General features: G+C 68.8%; 15 protein-coding genes and 1 pseudogene. 4 read left to right on the top strand and 12 right to left on the bottom strand.

Annotated elements, in window-relative coordinates; translation table 11 throughout:
• Positions 1-125: 125 nt before the first annotated feature.
• The 6 genes from X946_RS08545 to X946_RS35435 all read right to left on the bottom strand — a co-directional run bounded on the left by X946_RS08545 (position 126) and on the right by X946_RS35435 (position 5866).
• Entirely contained in the window at positions 126-1232 is a 1107-nt protein-coding gene (locus X946_RS08545; RefSeq protein ID WP_038745820.1) for an MraY family glycosyltransferase, read from the bottom strand.
• Between the two features lie 27 nt (positions 1233-1259).
• A complete protein-coding gene (gene galE / locus X946_RS08540) occupies positions 1260-2282 on the bottom strand; it encodes a UDP-glucose 4-epimerase GalE (protein ID WP_038745818.1) in 1023 nt (340 codons plus the stop codon).
• Between the two features lie 14 nt (positions 2283-2296).
• Complete coding sequence (locus X946_RS08535) at positions 2297-3433, bottom strand: glycosyltransferase family 4 protein (protein WP_038745816.1); 1137 nt, start codon at positions 3431-3433, stop codon at positions 2297-2299.
• A gap of 67 nt (positions 3434-3500) precedes the next feature.
• Positions 3501-4337, bottom strand: a complete 837-nt coding sequence (locus tag X946_RS08530) for a glycosyltransferase (protein ID WP_038745814.1) — start codon at positions 4335-4337, stop codon at positions 3501-3503.
• Positions 4334-5668, bottom strand: coding sequence for a lipopolysaccharide biosynthesis protein (locus X946_RS08525; RefSeq protein ID WP_186448567.1), 1335 nt, complete (start codon positions 5666-5668; stop codon positions 4334-4336). Before X946_RS08525 ends, X946_RS08530 begins: the two co-directional genes overlap by 4 nt.
• Positions 5669-5866, bottom strand: a complete 198-nt coding sequence (locus X946_RS35435) for a hypothetical protein (protein WP_162483261.1) — start codon at positions 5864-5866, stop codon at positions 5669-5671.
• Here X946_RS35435 and X946_RS08520 point away from each other — a divergent pair.
• The 4 genes and pseudogenes from X946_RS08520 (at position 5826) to waaA (ending at position 10742) form a co-directional block, all read left to right on the top strand.
• Positions 5826-7244: a phosphomannomutase/phosphoglucomutase gene (locus X946_RS08520; protein WP_081989442.1), complete on the top strand. Its 1419-nt coding sequence runs from the start codon at positions 5826-5828 to the stop codon at positions 7242-7244. The two genes, X946_RS35435 and X946_RS08520, sit on opposite strands and share 41 nt — an antisense overlap.
• 132 nt (positions 7245-7376) lie before the next feature.
• Positions 7377-8419 (top strand): annotated as a pseudogene (waaC, locus tag X946_RS08515) (lipopolysaccharide heptosyltransferase I).
• Positions 8420-8434: 15 nt separating this feature from the next.
• On the top strand, positions 8435-9319 hold the full coding sequence (locus X946_RS08510) for a Kdo hydroxylase family protein (RefSeq protein ID WP_038745812.1): 885 nt from the start codon (positions 8435-8437) through the stop codon (positions 9317-9319).
• A gap of 37 nt (positions 9320-9356) precedes the next feature.
• Positions 9357-10742 carry a lipid IV(A) 3-deoxy-D-manno-octulosonic acid transferase gene (gene waaA, locus X946_RS08505; protein ID WP_038745810.1) on the top strand — a complete coding sequence of 462 codons (1386 nt, stop codon included), beginning with the start codon at positions 9357-9359 and terminating at the stop codon, positions 10740-10742.
• A 142-nt stretch (positions 10743-10884) separates the two neighbouring features.
• Here waaA and ureG read toward each other — a convergent pair whose 3' ends face one another.
• From ureG to ureA, 6 genes are all read right to left on the bottom strand, one after another.
• A complete protein-coding gene (ureG, locus tag X946_RS08500) occupies positions 10885-11535 on the bottom strand; it encodes an urease accessory protein UreG (RefSeq protein WP_038745808.1) in 651 nt (216 codons plus the stop codon).
• 30 nt (positions 11536-11565) lie between these two features.
• Entirely contained in the window at positions 11566-12246 is a 681-nt protein-coding gene (locus X946_RS08495) for an urease accessory protein UreF (protein ID WP_038745806.1), read from the bottom strand.
• Positions 12233-12862: an urease accessory protein UreE gene (ureE, locus tag X946_RS08490; RefSeq protein WP_038745804.1), complete on the bottom strand. Its 630-nt coding sequence runs from the start codon at positions 12860-12862 to the stop codon at positions 12233-12235. The genes X946_RS08495 and ureE overlap by 14 nt, the downstream gene beginning before the upstream one ends.
• A 17-nt stretch (positions 12863-12879) precedes the next feature.
• The gene (gene ureC, locus X946_RS08485; protein ID WP_038745802.1) at positions 12880-14586 is read right to left on the bottom strand and encodes an urease subunit alpha; all 1707 of its coding nucleotides are present in this window, start codon (positions 14584-14586) and stop codon (positions 12880-12882) included.
• 60 nt (positions 14587-14646) lie between these two features.
• On the bottom strand, positions 14647-14952 hold the full coding sequence (locus tag X946_RS08480) for an urease subunit beta (protein WP_038745800.1): 306 nt from the start codon (positions 14950-14952) through the stop codon (positions 14647-14649).
• 89 nt (positions 14953-15041) lie between these two features.
• The gene (ureA, locus tag X946_RS08475; protein WP_009889615.1) at positions 15042-15344 is read right to left on the bottom strand and encodes an urease subunit gamma; all 303 of its coding nucleotides are present in this window, start codon (positions 15342-15344) and stop codon (positions 15042-15044) included.
• Positions 15345-15361 lie beyond the last annotated feature (17 nt).

Genomic DNA, 15361 nt, shown 5'->3' with positions numbered 1-15361 from the left:
TCGATCGAGCAATTGCTTCCTCCGACATCCTTAAAATCAGGTGTCAGATTATGCAATCGCTCGAAAACCCTCCACGGTTTCCTGCGATGAACCTTTTTTTTGCCTGCCGTTGTGCCGCCGCCGCGTTACCGCCTCGGCTGATGCTTGCGGACCACCATCCAGCGCGGCGACTTGAACCGGACGATGCTCACGTAAAGCCACACGTACGTGAGCGCGAACACGATCACGAACGCGAACAAATGGATCGTGTGCTGCCAGAAGAGCGTCGCGGGAATCACCGCGACGAGGCAGAGCAGCCACAGGTACGGCGACGTCAGCGAATTCCGGCGCGTGAGCTCGTGCGCGGCGCGCGTGCCGACCGCCCAGCGCATCAGCCGCTTGTAGACGAGCATATGCAGGTGCACGCCGTCCGGGATGCCGGGCGACATGCCGCGAATGAATTTCTTCCGATAGATCGAGAAGCAGGTCTCGAAGATCGGATACATGAAGAGCAGCACCGGATACCACGCGGACACCTCGCGGTGCCGCATCACGAGCGAGATCGCGAGCTCGGCGAGCATGAAGCCGATGAAGTACGCGCCGCCGTCGCCGAGGAAGATGAGGCCCGCCGGAAAGTTCCAGATGAAGAAGCCCATGATCGCGCCCATCATCACGATCGAGCCGGACATCACGACCGGATCGCCGACCTGGAACGCGACGTACGCGAGCGACGCGAACATCATGAACGCGACCATCGATGCGAGGCCGTTGAAGCCGTCGATGATGTTGACCGCGTTCGCGAGCGCGGCGACGGCGAGCACCGTGACCGAGGCCGAGATCGCCGCGTAGCCGAGCAGGAAATCGAGGGGCGGCACGCTGATGCGCGTGATCGCGATGCCCATCAGCACGAACGCGAGCGCCGCGGCCGCCATCGTGCAGACAAGCCGCGCGGCGGGCGTCACTTTCTTCGTCAGATCCTCGATCAGCCCGGACGCGAACGCGGGCAGCCCGCACGCGGCGAGCCCGAGAATGCTGCCCGCGATCGCCGGATACCGGCGCGACAGCAGCGCCGTCGCGACCACGAGCCCGATCAGAATGCCGATGCCGCCCACCCGCGGCACCGGCCGCGCATGGAATTTCTGCACGCCGGCGAGATCGTTGTCGATCGAGAATTTCTCGTGCAGGTGCGCATAGCGGACGATGAGCAGCGTGACGAGAAGCGAGACGATGAAGCCGACGGCGAAGCTGAGCATGGGCGTGCCCGGAAATTGGACAGCGGATTATACAAAACCGCGCGGGTTGTTTTCCTGCCAGCGCCAGTGGTCCGCGCACATCCGGTCGAGGTCGCGCTCGGCCTTCCAGCCGATGATATCGGCCGCGGCGGCGGGGTTCGCGTAGCACTCGGCGACGTCGCCCGGGCGGCGCGCGACGAGCTCGTACGGCACGGGCCGCCCCGACGCCTTCTCGAACGCGCGCACGACTTCGAGCACGCTGTAGCCGCGGCCCGTGCCGAGGTTGACGGTGAGGCTCGCGTCGCGGCGCTCGAGTGCGTCGAGCGCCGCGATGTGGCCGCGCGCGAGATCGACGACATGGATGTAGTCGCGTACGCCGGTGCCGTCGGGCGTCGGGTAGTCGCTGCCGAACACACGCAGCTTCTCGAGCTTGCCGACCGCGACCTGCGCGACGTACGGCATCAGGTTGTTCGGAATGCCGGCCGGGTCCTCGCCGATGAGGCCGCTTTCGTGCGCGCCGACCGGATTGAAGTAGCGCAGCGTCGCGACGCGCCAGGCCGGATCGGCGAGCTCGACGTCGCGCAGGATCTGCTCGGCGATCAGCTTCGTCTGGCCGTACGGGTTGGTCGCCGAGAGCGGGAACGTTTCGTCGATCGGCGAGCGCTCGGGCACGCCGTATACGGTCGCCGACGAGCTGAACACGATCCGCTTCACGTTGCGCTCGCGCATCACGCGCAGCAGCGACAGCAGGCCGTCGAGGTTGTTGCGGTAATACTCGACGGGCTTCGCGACCGATTCGCCGACCGCCTTCAGCGCGGCGAAGTGAATCGCGGCCGTGATCGGATGCGCGTCGAACACCCGCGCGAGCGCGCGCTCGTCGCAGACGTCGACTTCGTGGAAGGCGGGCGTCTTGCCCGTGATCTTCTCGATCCGTGCGATCGCCTCGCGCTTGCTGTTGACGAGGTTGTCGGCGATCACGACGTCGTAGCCGTGCTCGAGCAGCTCAACGGCGGTGTGCGAACCGATATAGCCCGCGCCGCCGGTGACGAGGATCGTGCCCTTCGTGCTCATTGCTGATTGCTCCGTCAAAGTGTGACGCCCGTCAGGGCGGAAATGGTCTGATGATAACGTTCGATGACTTTCGCTTCGTCGAATTCCGCGGCGACCTTCCGCCGGCCGCGCTCGCCCATCGCGCGCCGCTCGGCGGCGCTCATGTCGAGCATCCGCGCGAGTTGCGCGGCGAGGCTCGCGCTGTCGCGCGCCGTGCACAAGAGGCCCGTGTCGCCGTCGGCGACGACGTCGCGGCAGCCCGGCACGTCGGTCGCGACGATCGGGCGGCCCATCGCGGACGCTTCCATCAGCGTGCGCGGCACGCCTTCGCGATACGACGGCAGCACGACGCAGTCGGCGCGGGCGATGTGCGGCCGCACGTCGTGCGCCTCGCCGAGGTAATCGATCACGCCCTCGCGCACCCACGCGTCGACGTCGGCGCGCGAGATCGCGCTCGGATTGTCGACGCCGACGGGGCCGAGCAGCGCGAAGCGCGCCTGCGGATAGCGCGTGCGCAGCGCGCGCGCCGCGTCGACATATTCGCGCACGCCTTTGTCCCACAGCAGGCGGCCAATCAATACGAACGTGAACGTGTCGCGCTCGGGCAGCGGCGCGAGCGCGAACTGCTCGAGGTCGACGCCTTCGCCGTGCAGGAGGCGCGCGCGCTGCGGATGCGCGAGGAGCCGCTCGTGCGCGAACGTGTCGAGATCGTCGCGGTTCAGGAACCAGATTTCGCGCGGGAAGCGGAACGCGAAGCGGTACAGCGCCTTCGCGACGCGTGCGGCGCGGCTTCTCTGGATGAATACGTAGCCCAAGCCCGTCGTCACCGCGATCGACGGCACGCGCGCGAGCCATGCGGCGATCGATCCGTAAATGTTCGGCTTGATCGTGTAATGGAACACGAGATCGGGCCTGATTTCCCGATAGTGCCGATAGAGCGCGGCGAGCGTGCGCAGGTCCTCGCGCGGGCTCGTGCCTTTCGATGCGACGGGCAGCTCCGCGTAGCGGCAGCCCATCCGCACGAGCGGCTCGACCGTGCGGTCGCGCGGCGCGAGCACCGTCACCTGCGCGCCGCGCGCGATCAGCATGCGCAGCAGGCCGTGCCGGTACGTGTAGATCGCCCACGCGGTATTGCAGACGAGAACGATGCGCAGGGCGGAAGCGGAACTCATGTCGGGCTGAAAAAAATAATCGGATGCGCGGGCCAGTCTGAGCGGGCGCGTGAGCGGGCGCGGCGCGTCATGCGGCGCCGCGCGGGGCGAACAGCAGGCGCTTCGCGCGCTGCAGCGTCGAATAGGGCGTCACGAAATGAAGCAGATTTTTCGCGACGCCGAGCCAATCGTAAGGATTGAGCGGATCGAAGTAATGCAGCGCCAGCGCGAGCGTCGACGCGATCTGCCGCCGCCGCTTCGTCGCGCTGATGCCGCCTTCGTTCAATTCGTAATACAAACCGAGCTCCGGCAGGTTCGCGCAATCGTAGCGTTCCATTAACCGTAAAAAAAGATCGAGGTCTTCCGCCGCGCGATATTTGATTCGATAGTTGCCGGCCTGTTTCACCGCCGCGATGTCGAGCATCATCGACGGATGGACGAACGGCGAGCGAAAGAAGCGCGTGCGGCGCAGCGTCGCGGGATCGGCGGCGGGCGTCAGCATGAAGAGCGGCCGGCCGTCGCGCGACACGACCTGCGTCCACGTGCCGAGGCCCGCCACGTGCGGATGCGCGTCGAAGTACGCGCGCTGCTTCGCGAGCCGGCCGGGCGCGGCGAGGTCGCCCGCGTCGATGCGCGCCGCGTAGCGGAAGCCGCGCGCGGCGAGCGCGTCGATGCCGGCCGCGAGCGCGCGCTCGATTCCGCCGTTTCGCGGCATCCGCAGCACGTCGATCGCGAGGCCCGGCAGTTCGGGCGCGGCGATCGGCGGCGTGCTGCCGTCGTCGACGACGAGCACGCGCACGGGCGCGTCCTCGCGAAACGACATCAGCGTGCGCAGCAGGTCGTCGTGCGCGTTGTATGCCGGAATCAGCACGGCGACGTCGTCGAGCGGGCGGGCGGCGCCGGGCGGGGCGAGGGAAGGCGTCATGGGCGCAGCTTCAGGCTGATGTAGTAGAAATTGACCGACGCGGCGGCGAGATAGCCGGCGGCGAGGCCCGCGAGCGCGCCATAGAGGCCGAGTGCGGGAATCGCGATCAGGTTGACGAGCGCGGCGAGCGCGAGCGCCGTCGACCATTTCGCGAGCAGCACGAACTTCGCCTGATACTTGAGCACGACGAGATTGCCGATCGCCTCGATGCCGGCCGGCACCGACAGCCACACCGCAAGGCGGAACACGTCGACCGACGTCTCGAAGCCGGGGCCGAACACCTTGCGGATAATGAAGCCCGCGAGCAGGTCGAGCACGAGCGCGCCCGCGGCCATCAGCGCGGCCGTCATGCCGATCAGGCGCCACACGTTGCGGCGCAGCCGCGGCGCGTCCTGCACGCGGTAGACGAACGCGGGCGCGATCGTTTGCGCGAGCATCAGCGCGAGCGTGATCCAGTTCTCGTTCAACTGCTGCGCGGCCGCGTAGCGGCCGAGCTCGGCGAACGACACGTAGCGCTCGAGCATCAGCCGGTCGAGCTTCAGGAACAGGTACATGCAGACGAGGCCGAGCCAGAAGACGGTGCCTGTCGTCGCGAACTCGCGCACGAGCGGGCGCTCGACGCGCCAGCCGAGCGCGCCGCCGTTGCGGCCGCGGTAATACCAGATCAGCGCGGCCGCGATCGCCGCGGCCTCGAGCGCCCACAGCCAGCCGAAGCGCGCGGGCGCGGCGGCGGCGCGCACCAAGAGCCACACGAGCGCCATCTTCGCGATCGCCGCCGCGATGCTCGCGAGCAGTTGCGGCTTGCTGTACGTCATGCTCTGCAGCCACGCATTGACGATGCCGACGAACGGCTCGCGCAGCACGAGCGTCACCGCGAGCCCGGCGAGCATCGCGCCGACGAGCGGATCGAACGCGCCCAGGGCGATCGCCGCCCACGTGAGCGCGAGCGCGGCGACCGACACCGCGAAGCGCAGCGCGAACGCGCTGCCGAGCACGGCGCCCAGTTGCGCGCCCGTGCGCTGGACGATCGTCGGCACGAGGATCTCCGCGCCGCACACCCAGGTGAGCGGCGCGAGGACGAGGAGGAGCGTATTCGCGTATTGCCATTTGCCGAACGCGTCGGGGCCGAAGTAGCGGGCGAGCAGGCCGCTCACGACGATCGCGACGCCGATCTGCGTGAGCCGCTCGAGCCCGAGCCACGCGAGGTTCGCGACGGCCTTCGCGACGTCGGGATTCGAAAGCCTGGATTTCAGCATGACGCGCCGCGGGCAAACGTGCGCGAGATGACCGGGCCGGCCGACCGCGGGAGCGGTTTTGCTGCGATGAAGCATTCAGGCATTAAAATGGGCGCGATCGGCGTAGCTGAAACCAGCGATTATAAGTTGGATCGGATTCGCTTCCGGCATCGGCAGAGCCATGCGTTGCCGCTCGCCGGTCGGTTCGGGCGACAATTTTTTACGCATTCGCGTTGAGGCGGCCAAATTTTTTATGGACGACACTGAGAGTGAATCGATGATCTCCCAATCCATCTTCAAGGCATACGATATTCGGGGCGTGATCGGCAAGACGCTCGACGCCGACGTCGCGCGCGCGATCGGCCGCGCGTTCGGCAGCGAAGTGCGCGCGCAGGGCGGCGACGCGGTCGTCGTCGCGCGCGACGGCCGCCTGTCGGGCCCCGAGCTCGTCGGCGCGCTCGCGGACGGGCTGCGCGCGTCGGGCGTCGATGTCGTCGACGTCGGCATGGTGCCGACGCCCGTCGGCTACTTCGCGGCGAGCGTGCCGCTCGCGCTCGCCAACGGCGAGCGCCGCGTCGACTCGTGCATCGTCGTCACGGGCAGCCACAACCCGCCCGACTACAACGGCTTCAAGATGGTGCTGCGCGGCGCCGCGATCTACGGCGACCAGATCCAGGCCCTCTACAAGCGCATCGTCGACGAGCGCTTCGAAGCCGGCAGCGGTTCGTATGAGCAATACGACGTCGCCGACCAGTACGTCGAGCGCATCGTCGGCGACATCAAGCCCGCGCGGCCGCTCAAGCTCGTCGTCGACGCGGGCAACGGCGTCGCGGGCCCGCTCGCGACGCGCCTGTTCAAGGCGCTCGGCTGCGAGCTCGTCGAGCTCTTCACCGACATCGACGGCAACTTCCCGAACCACCACCCGGACCCGGCGCACCCGGAGAACCTGCAGGACGTGATCGCGAAGCTGAAGACGACCGACGCCGAGATCGGCTTCGCGTTCGACGGCGACGGCGACCGCCTCGGCGTCGTCACGAAGGACGGCCAGATCATCTACCCGGACCGCCAGCTGATGCTGTTCGCGCAGGAAGTGCTGTCGCGCAACCCGGGCGCGCAGATCATCTACGACGTGAAGTGCACGCGCAACCTCGCGCACTGGGTGCGCGAGAAGGGCGGCGAGCCGCTGATGTGGAAGACGGGCCACTCGCTCGTGAAGGCGAAGCTGCGCGAAACGGGCGCGCCGCTCGCGGGCGAGATGAGCGGCCACGTGTTCTTCAAGGATCGCTGGTACGGCTTCGACGACGGTCTCTACACGGGCGCGCGCCTGCTCGAGATCCTCGCGCGCGTGGCCGATCCGAGCGCGCTTCTGAACGGCCTGCCGAACGCGGTGTCGACGCCGGAGCTTCAGCTCAAGCTCGAAGAGGGCGAGAACGTGAAGCTGATCGACAAGCTGCGCGCCGATGCGAAGTTCGACGGCGCCGACGAAGTCGTGACGATCGACGGCCTGCGCGTCGAGTATCCGGACGGCTTCGGCCTCGCGCGCTCGTCGAACACGACGCCCGTGGTCGTGCTGCGCTTCGAGGCGACGTCCGACGCGGCGCTCGCGCGAATCCAGGACGATTTCCGGCGCGCGCTGAAGGCCGCGAAGCCGGACGCGAACCTGCCGTTCTGAGCTTGACTTTCGCGCGTCGCGCGGCGGGGGCGGCCCGAGCGGCCTTGCGCTGACGCAAGCCTTGTCGAAAAAGCGGCGACGCATTCGTGCGTTCGCCGCTTTTTGTCTGTGCCGGCCGTCCGGCGCGATAAAATCCGTCCTTTCGGTCTGTGCCGGCGGCTGCCGGCCATTTTTTCAGCGTGCAAAAAATTCTGATCGTGCGCGTGTCGTCGCTCGGCGACGTCGTGCATAACATGCCGGTGATCGCCGACATCCGCCGGCGCCATCCCGACGCGCAGATCGACTGGCTCGTCGAGGAAGGCTTCGCCGATCTCGTGCGGCTCGTCGACGGCGTGCGCAACGTGCTGCCGTTCTCGCTGCGGCGCTGGCGCAAGCGCCTCGGCACGCCCGGCACGTGGCGCGAGATCCGCGCGTTCCGGCGGCGGCTCGCCGAAGAGCGCTACGACCTCGTGATCGATTGCCAGGGGCTCATCAAGACCGCGTGGGTCGCGAGCTGGGCGCGCGGGCCGCTCGTCGGCCTCGGCAACCGCACCGACGGCGCGGGCTACGAGTGGCCGGTGCGCTTCTTCTACGACAAGCGCGTGCCGATCGTGCCGCGCACGCATGTCGTCGAGCGCTCGCGGCAGCTCGTCGCGGCCGCGCTGGGCGACCCCGCGCCGGCGCCTGCCGATGCGATCGATTTCGGCGTCGACACGCGCGGCGCGTCGCAAGCGCTCGCGTCGCTCGATCTGAACCTGCCGGTGCCGTACGTCGTGTTCGTCCACGCGACGTCGCGCGCCGACAAGCAGTGGCCCGACGACGCATGGATCGGCCTCGGCGAGGCGCTCGTGCGGCGCGGCGCGTCGCTCGTGCTGCCGTGGGGCAGCGACGCCGAGCGCGCGACGAGCGAGCGTCTCGCGAAGGCGTTCGGCGCGGCGGCGATCGTGCCGCCGAAGCTGTCGCTGCCCGCGGTCGTCGGCCTCATCGACGGCGCGGCGGCGACGGTCGGCGTCGATACCGGCCTCGTTCACATCGCGGCGGCGCTGAAGCGTCCGACCGTCGAACTGTACAATTTCGCGACAGCCTGGCGCACGGGCGGCTACTGGTCGCCCAACGTCGTCAATCTCGGCACCGCCGGCGCGCCGCCGTCCCTTTCGCAGGTGAAGGACGCACTCGCGTCGTTCGGCCTCTTGTAATCCCGACAGGCGATCATGAGCGAATCCCAGATCATCGAAATTGCGTCCGCCGACTGGAGCGGCCAACATCTGTCCGTGCCGCGCGAGCAGCTGCTCGCCGGCCTCGAAGACGGCAAGGTGCTGTTCTTTTCACATCTGCGCTTCGCGATCGAAGGCGGCGAGGAAGCGCTGCTCGATCCCGCGTTCGCCGATCCGAAGCGCAAGAACATCAGCCTCGCGCCGAACGGCGGCGCGCTCGCCGGCGTGGCGGGCGACGCCGTCACGCAATCGGCCGTGCGCGCGCTGATCGCGCGTTTCCAGCAGCAGGCGGGCACGCTCGTCGACGGCCTCTTTCCCGAGTATCGCGGCAAGCTGCGCGTCGCGCCGACGAGCCTGCGCCTGATGCAGGTCGAGACGCGCGAGACGTCGTGGCGCAAGGACGACAGCCGCCTGCACGTCGACGCGTTTCCGTCGCGGCCGAATTACGGCGAGCGGATTCTGCGCGTGTTCACCAACGTGAACCCGGCGGGCGTGCCGCGCGTGTGGCGCGTCGGCGAGCCGTTCGAGGACGTCGCGAAGCGCTTCTTGCCGCGTATCAAGCCGCAGGTGCCGGGCTCCGCGTGGCTGCTCGAATTGCTGCACGTGACGAAGTCGCGCCGCAGCGCGTACGACCACCTGATGCTGAATCTGCACGACAGCATGAAGGCCGATCTCGACTATCAGAAGAGCAGCCCGCAGCAGACGATGCCGTTCCCGTCGGGCAGCGTGTGGGTGTGCTTCTCGGATCAGGCGTCGCACGCGGTGATGTCCGGCCAGTTCATGCTCGAGCAGACTTTCTTCCTGCCGGTGGACGCGATGGTCCGTCCGGAGCGCGCGCCGCTCGGCATTCTCGAACGCCTGCAGGGCAGGGCTCTCGTTTGAGCGCGAGCGACGTTTCCTTCGACGGAGCCGCCGCGCGATGCTGAGAGCGATCTATCGCGCGCTGTGGTGGCTGATCGCGCCGCTCGCGGTGCTGCGCCTGCTGTGGCGCTCGCGCAAGGAGCGCGGCTATCGCGAGCATATCGGCGAGCGCTTCGGCTTCGGGCCGGGCCGCGCGCTTGCGCGCCACATCGACGAATCGACGCCGATCGTCTGGGTGCACGCGGTGTCCGTCGGCGAGACGCGCGCCGCGCAGCCGCTCGTCGATGCGCTGATGCGCGCGCGGCCCGACGTGCACGTGCTGCTCACGCACATGACGCCGAGCGGCCGCGCGACGGGCGAGCAGATCTTCGGCGAGCGCGTCTCGCGCTGCTATCTGCCGTACGATCTGCCGCATCTCGTGCGGCGCTTCCTGCATGGGTGGCGGCCGTCGCTCGGCCTCGTGATGGAGACCGAAGTCTGGCCGACGCTCATCGACGAGTGCCGCCGCGCCGACGTGCCGCTCGTATTGACGAACGCGCGGATGTCGGCGCGCTCGTTCAGGCGCGCGGCGAAGTTCGGCTCGGCCGCGCGCGAAGTGTTCGGCGGCTTCTCGCGCGTGCTCGCGCAAAGCCCGGCCGACGCGGAGCGCCTGTCATCGCTCGGCGCGCGCAACGTCGCCGTGCTCGGCAACCTGAAGTTCGACATGACGACGCCGCCCGAGCTCGCCGCGCGCGGCCGCGCATGGCGCGAGGCGATCGGCGGGCGGCCGGTGTGGGTCGCGGCGAGCACGCGCGACGGCGAGGAGGCGCTCGTGCTCGACGCGTTCGCCGGGGTGACGACGCCGGGCGCGCTGCTGATTCTCGTGCCGCGCCATCCGCAGCGCTTCGCCGAAGTCGCGGCGCTCGTCGAGCGGCGCGGCTTGCGCCACGCACGCCGCACCGAATGGGCGGCCGACGCGGCCGCCGCCGCGGCGGGCCAGCCGGCCGCATCCGCGTTGCCGGCAAACGTCGACGTGCTGCTCGGCGATTCGATGGGCGAGCTGGGCGCGTACTACGCGGCCGCCGACGTCGCGTTCATCGGCGGCAGCCTGCTGCCGCTCGGCGGGCAGAATCTGATCGAGGCGTGCGCGGTGGGCGTGCCGGTGCTGATCGGGCCGCACGTGTTCAACTTCACGCAGGCGACGGCCGATGCGGTCGCGGCGGGCGCGTGCGCGCAGGTGCGGGATTCGGCGGATCTTGCGTGCACGCTCGACGAACTGTTCGCCGATCACGCGCGCCGCACCGCGATGGGCGCGGCGGGCGCCGCGTTCGCCGCGCGGCATCGCGGGGCGACCGCGCGCACGGTCGACGTGCTGAATGCGCTGTTGCCGCCGCCGCGCGCCGTGTCGGCGGCAAGCGACGAAGGCGAGGGCGGCGGGCGCGACACGGGGGCTGCGCGCGACTGAGCGCCGCATCGCGCCGTGCGTGGTTGCGAGACGGCGGCGTCATCGCAGCCGCGGCCGCCACGGCCGCCGCATCGCGCGATCGCGGTGTCGCGCCGCTCCGCGATCGCGCGAGCCCAGGCCGCGAACATCGCGCGCCGCGCGCTCAGACCGTCAGCAATCCTTTTTTCTCGATGAACGCGATCACGTCGGCGACGCCGTCGAGCGCCTTCAGATTGCACATCACGTACGGGCGTTCGCCGCGCATCTTCTTCGTGTCGGACGCCATCACGTCGAGATTCGCGCCCACGAGCGGCGCGAGATCCGTCTTGTTGATCACGAGCAGATCCGACTTCGTGATCCCCGGGCCGCCCTTGCGCGGAATCTTCTCGCCGCCCGCGACGTCGATCACGTAGATCGTCAGGTCCGACAGCTCAGGGCTGAACGTCGCCGCGAGGTTGTCGCCGCCCGATTCGATGAACACGATGTCCGCGTCCGGAAAGCGCGACAGCATCCGGTCGACCGCCTCGAGATTGATCGACGCGTCCTCGCGGATCGCCGTGTGCGGGCAGCCGCCCGTCTCGACGCCCATGATCCGTTCTTCGGGCAGCGCGCCCGCGATCGTCAGCAGGCGCTGGTCTTCCTTCGTGTAGATGTCGTTCGTGATCGCGACGAGGTCGTAGCGCTCGCGCATGCCCTTGCAGAGCATTTCGAGGAGCGTCGTCTTGCCGGAGCCGACGGGGCCGCCGATGCCGACGCGCAGCGGCGGGAGCTTCTTCGTGCGGCGGGCCGCCGCCGCGGAATGGGGTGCGTTCATGATTCGGTGCGTGAGAATGCTCTGGGATGCTTATGAACGGAACAGGCGCGAATACTGCGATTCGTGCCGCGCGGACAGGATGCCGAGCTGCGGCGCGAACGTGTTGATCGCGTCGGGCGGCGTCGCGAGCGCGCGGCGCACCGCGGCGCGGATCGGCTCGCGCAGCGCGACGATGATCTTCTGGCCCGCGAGCTGGCCGAGCGGCACCGCCTTGATCGCGGCGGCCGTCTGGTTCTCGACCCAGCCGAACGCGTACGCGGCGAGCGTCGCGTCGGGCGTCGCGCCGTGCGCGGCCGCCGCGAACGCGAACGCGCTCGGCAGCGCGATCGGCGAGATCGACGCGAGCGTCGCGCGGCGCGCGGCGTCGCCCCATTCGAGCGACGCGCACAGTTGCGCGAGCGACCAGCCCATCTGCTCGGTTTCGCGGCGCAGCTCGGACGATTCTCGGCTCGCGACGAATTCGTCGTTCGCCTCGGCGAGCGCCGCCGCGTCGTGCGCGTGCCAGCGCGCGAGTTGATGCGCGAGGAACGGCAGCTCGCCGTGCGCGAGCACGTCGGCGAGACCGCTCGCGATCCAGTCGCGCGCGTCGTCGGCGTTGCGGATGAGCGGCGCGTCGAGCGCGGCCTCGAGGCCCTGCGAATAGCTGAACGCGCCGATCGGCAAGGCCGGCGACGCGAGATGCAGCAGCGCGACGAGCTCAGCGGTGTCCATGGCCATGACCGTGCGAGCAGGACGGACCATGCTGATGATCGTGATCGTGATCGTGATCGTGATCGTGCGAGTGCGAGTGCGAGTGCGAGTGCGAGTGGCCGTGGTGCTCGCCGAACACCTGCTGCGCGAGCGCGTAATCCTCGGCGAACGTCGCGTCGTGCCCGTGCCGATGCCCGCCGCCGTATGCGCCGGCTTCCGGCTGGAACGGCGCGTTCGCGCGCTCGATCGTCGCGCCGAGGCGCGCGAGCATGTCGGCGAGCACGGGATCGTATTCGAGCTTCAGGTAATGCGCGCCGACCTCGACGGGCGTATGCCGGTTGCCGAGATGGTACGCGGCGCGCGTGAGCGTGAGCGCGTCGGGCGCGCGCACGAGCAGCACGGCTTCGTCGGCCGCGGCGACGCGCACGAGCGCGCCGTCGTCGGCGACGAGCACGTCGCCGTCGGCGAGCACCGTGCCGCGCGGCAGCACGAGCGCGATTTCCTCGCCCGTGTCGAGCGTCGCGGCGAGCCGGCTCTTGCAGCGCGCGTCATAAGCGAGCGTGAGCGCCGGCGCGCGCGCGACGAGCGAGGCGGCGAGTTTCACGTTCGGGGCGATGCGTTTGTCGATCGTGCGCATGATGATTCGTCAGGACTTCAGAACAGGAAATAGCGTTGCGCCATCGGCAGCACGGCGGCGGGCTCGCAGGTGAGCAGCGTGCCGTCGGCGACGACGTCGTAGGTTTCGGGATCGACGCTGATGGCGGGCCGCCACGCGTTGTGGATCATGTCGTTTTTCGTCACGGTGCGGCAGCCGCGCACCGGCACGAGCCTTTTCGCGAGCCCGTAGCGTTGGCCGATGCCCGCGTCGAGCGCGAGCTGCGACACGAACGTGAGCGACGTGCGCGCGAGCGCGCCGCCGCGCGTCGCGAACATCTCGCGGTAATGAACGGGCTGCGGCGTCGGGATCGACGCGTTCGGGTCGCCCATCTGCGCGAGCGCGATCATGCCGCCTTTCAGGATCATCGCGGGCTTGATCCCGAAGAACGCGGGCTCCCACAGCACGAGGTCGGCCCACTTGCCCGGCTCGATCGAGCCGACTTCGTGTGCGATGCCGTGCGTGAGCGCCGGATTGATCGTGTACTTCGCGACGTAGCGCTTCGCGCGGAAGTTGTCGTGGCGCACGCTGTCCTCGGCAAGCGCGCCGCGCTGCACCTTCATCTTGTGCGCGGTCTGCCACGTGCGGATGATCACTTCGCCGACGCGGCCCATCGCCTGCGAATCGGACGAGAGCATCGACAGCGCGCCGAGATCGTGCAGGATGTCCTCGGCCGCGATCGTCTCGCGGCGAATGCGCGATTCGGCGAACGCGAGATCCTCGGCGATCGACGGGTCGAGGTGATGGCACACCATCAGCATGTCGAGGTGCTCGTCGAGCGTGTTGATCGTGTACGGACGCGTCGGATTCGTCGACGACGGCAGTACGTTCGGCTCGCCGCACACCTTCAGGATGTCGGGCGCGTGGCCGCCGCCCGCGCCTTCGGTGTGGTACGTGTGGATCGTGCGGCCCTTGAACGCGGCGACCGTCGCTTCGACGAAGCCGCCTTCGTTCAGCGTGTCGGTATGGATCGCGACCTGCGTGTCGGTGTCGTCGGCGACCGCGAGGCAGTTGTCGATCGCGGCGGGCGTCGTGCCCCAGTCCTCGTGCAGCTTGAGGCCGATCGCGCCGGCCTCGATCTGCTCGACGAGCGGCTGCGGCCGGCTCGCGTTGCCCTTGCCGAGGAAGCCGAGATTGATCGGCCAGCCGTCGGCCGCCTGCAGCATGCGCTCCATGTGCCACGGTCCCGGCGTGCAGGTGGTCGCGTTGGTGCCGGTCGCGGGGCCCGTGCCGCCGCCGATCATCGTCGTCACGCCGGAAGCCAACGCCTCGTCGATCTGCTGCGGGCTGATGAAGTGGATGTGCGTGTCGATGCCGCCCGCCGTCACGATCAGGCCTTCGCCCGCGATGATCTCGGTCGCCGCGCCGATCGCGATCGTCACGCCCGGCTGGATGTCCGGATTGCCCGCCTTGCCGATCGCGGCGATGCGGCCGTGCTTGATCGCGATGTCCGCCTTCACGATGCCCCAGTGATCGAGGATCACCGCATTCGTGATCACGGTGTCGGCCACGTCGGCCGCGCTCAGTTGCGATTGCCCCATGCCGTCGCGGATCACCTTGCCGCCGCCGAACTTCACTTCTTCGCCGTAGATCGTATAGTCGCGCTCGATTTCGATCAGCAGCTCGGTGTCCGCGAGGCGAATGCGGTCGCCCGTCGTCGGCCCGTACATTTCCGCGTACGCGCGGCGGCTCAAACGTAATGTCATGTCGTCGAATCCTTCGGATGCCCGTGCGGGCGTGTCAACGAGTCGCGTCGGGGCGGGCGCTCAGAGCGGCCCCATCACCTTGCCCTGGAAGCCGTAGACGGCGCGCGCGCCCGCGAGCTCGACGAGCTCGACCGTGCGCGACTGGCCGGGCTCGAAGCGCACCGCGGTGCCGGCCGCGATGTTCAGCCGAAAGCCGCGCGCGGCCGCGCGATCGAACGACAGCGCGTCGTTGACTTCGTGGAAGTGATAGTGCGAGCCGACCTGCACGGGGCGATCGCCCGTGTTCGCGACGGCGAGCTCGATCGTCTTGCGGCCCGCGTTCAGCTCGTGCTCGCCTTCGTCGATGAGGATTTCGCCGGGGATCATGCTGCCCTCCGGCCAAGCGTGCGTGCGGCGCGGAATCCGTCAGCGGAATGCGCGGGGAAATGAACCATGCGGTGAATCATGATGCGCCTTCACGGAATCGGGTGGTGGACGGTGACGAGCTTCGTGCCGTCGGGAAACGTCGCTTCGACCTGGATGTCGGGAATCATCTCGGGCACGCCTTCCATCACGTCGTCGCGCGTGAGCAGCGTCGTGCCGTAATGCATCACCTCGGCGACCGTCTTGCCGTCGCGCGCGGCTTCCATCAGCGCGGCCGTGATGAACGCGATCGTCTCCGGGTAGTTGAGCTTGAGCCCGCGGGCTCGGCGGCGCTCGGCGAGGAGCGCCGCCGTGAAGATCAACAGCTTGTCTTTTTCTCGGGGAGTCAGTTTCATGAAAGAAACATTTTGGA

It is taken from the genome of Burkholderia sp. ABCPW 111, from assembly GCF_000773065.1.
In the GTDB taxonomy this organism is placed as follows: Bacteria; Pseudomonadota; Gammaproteobacteria; order Burkholderiales; family Burkholderiaceae; genus Burkholderia; species Burkholderia savannae.
This window is presented reverse-complemented; position numbering and strand designations above follow the sequence as displayed.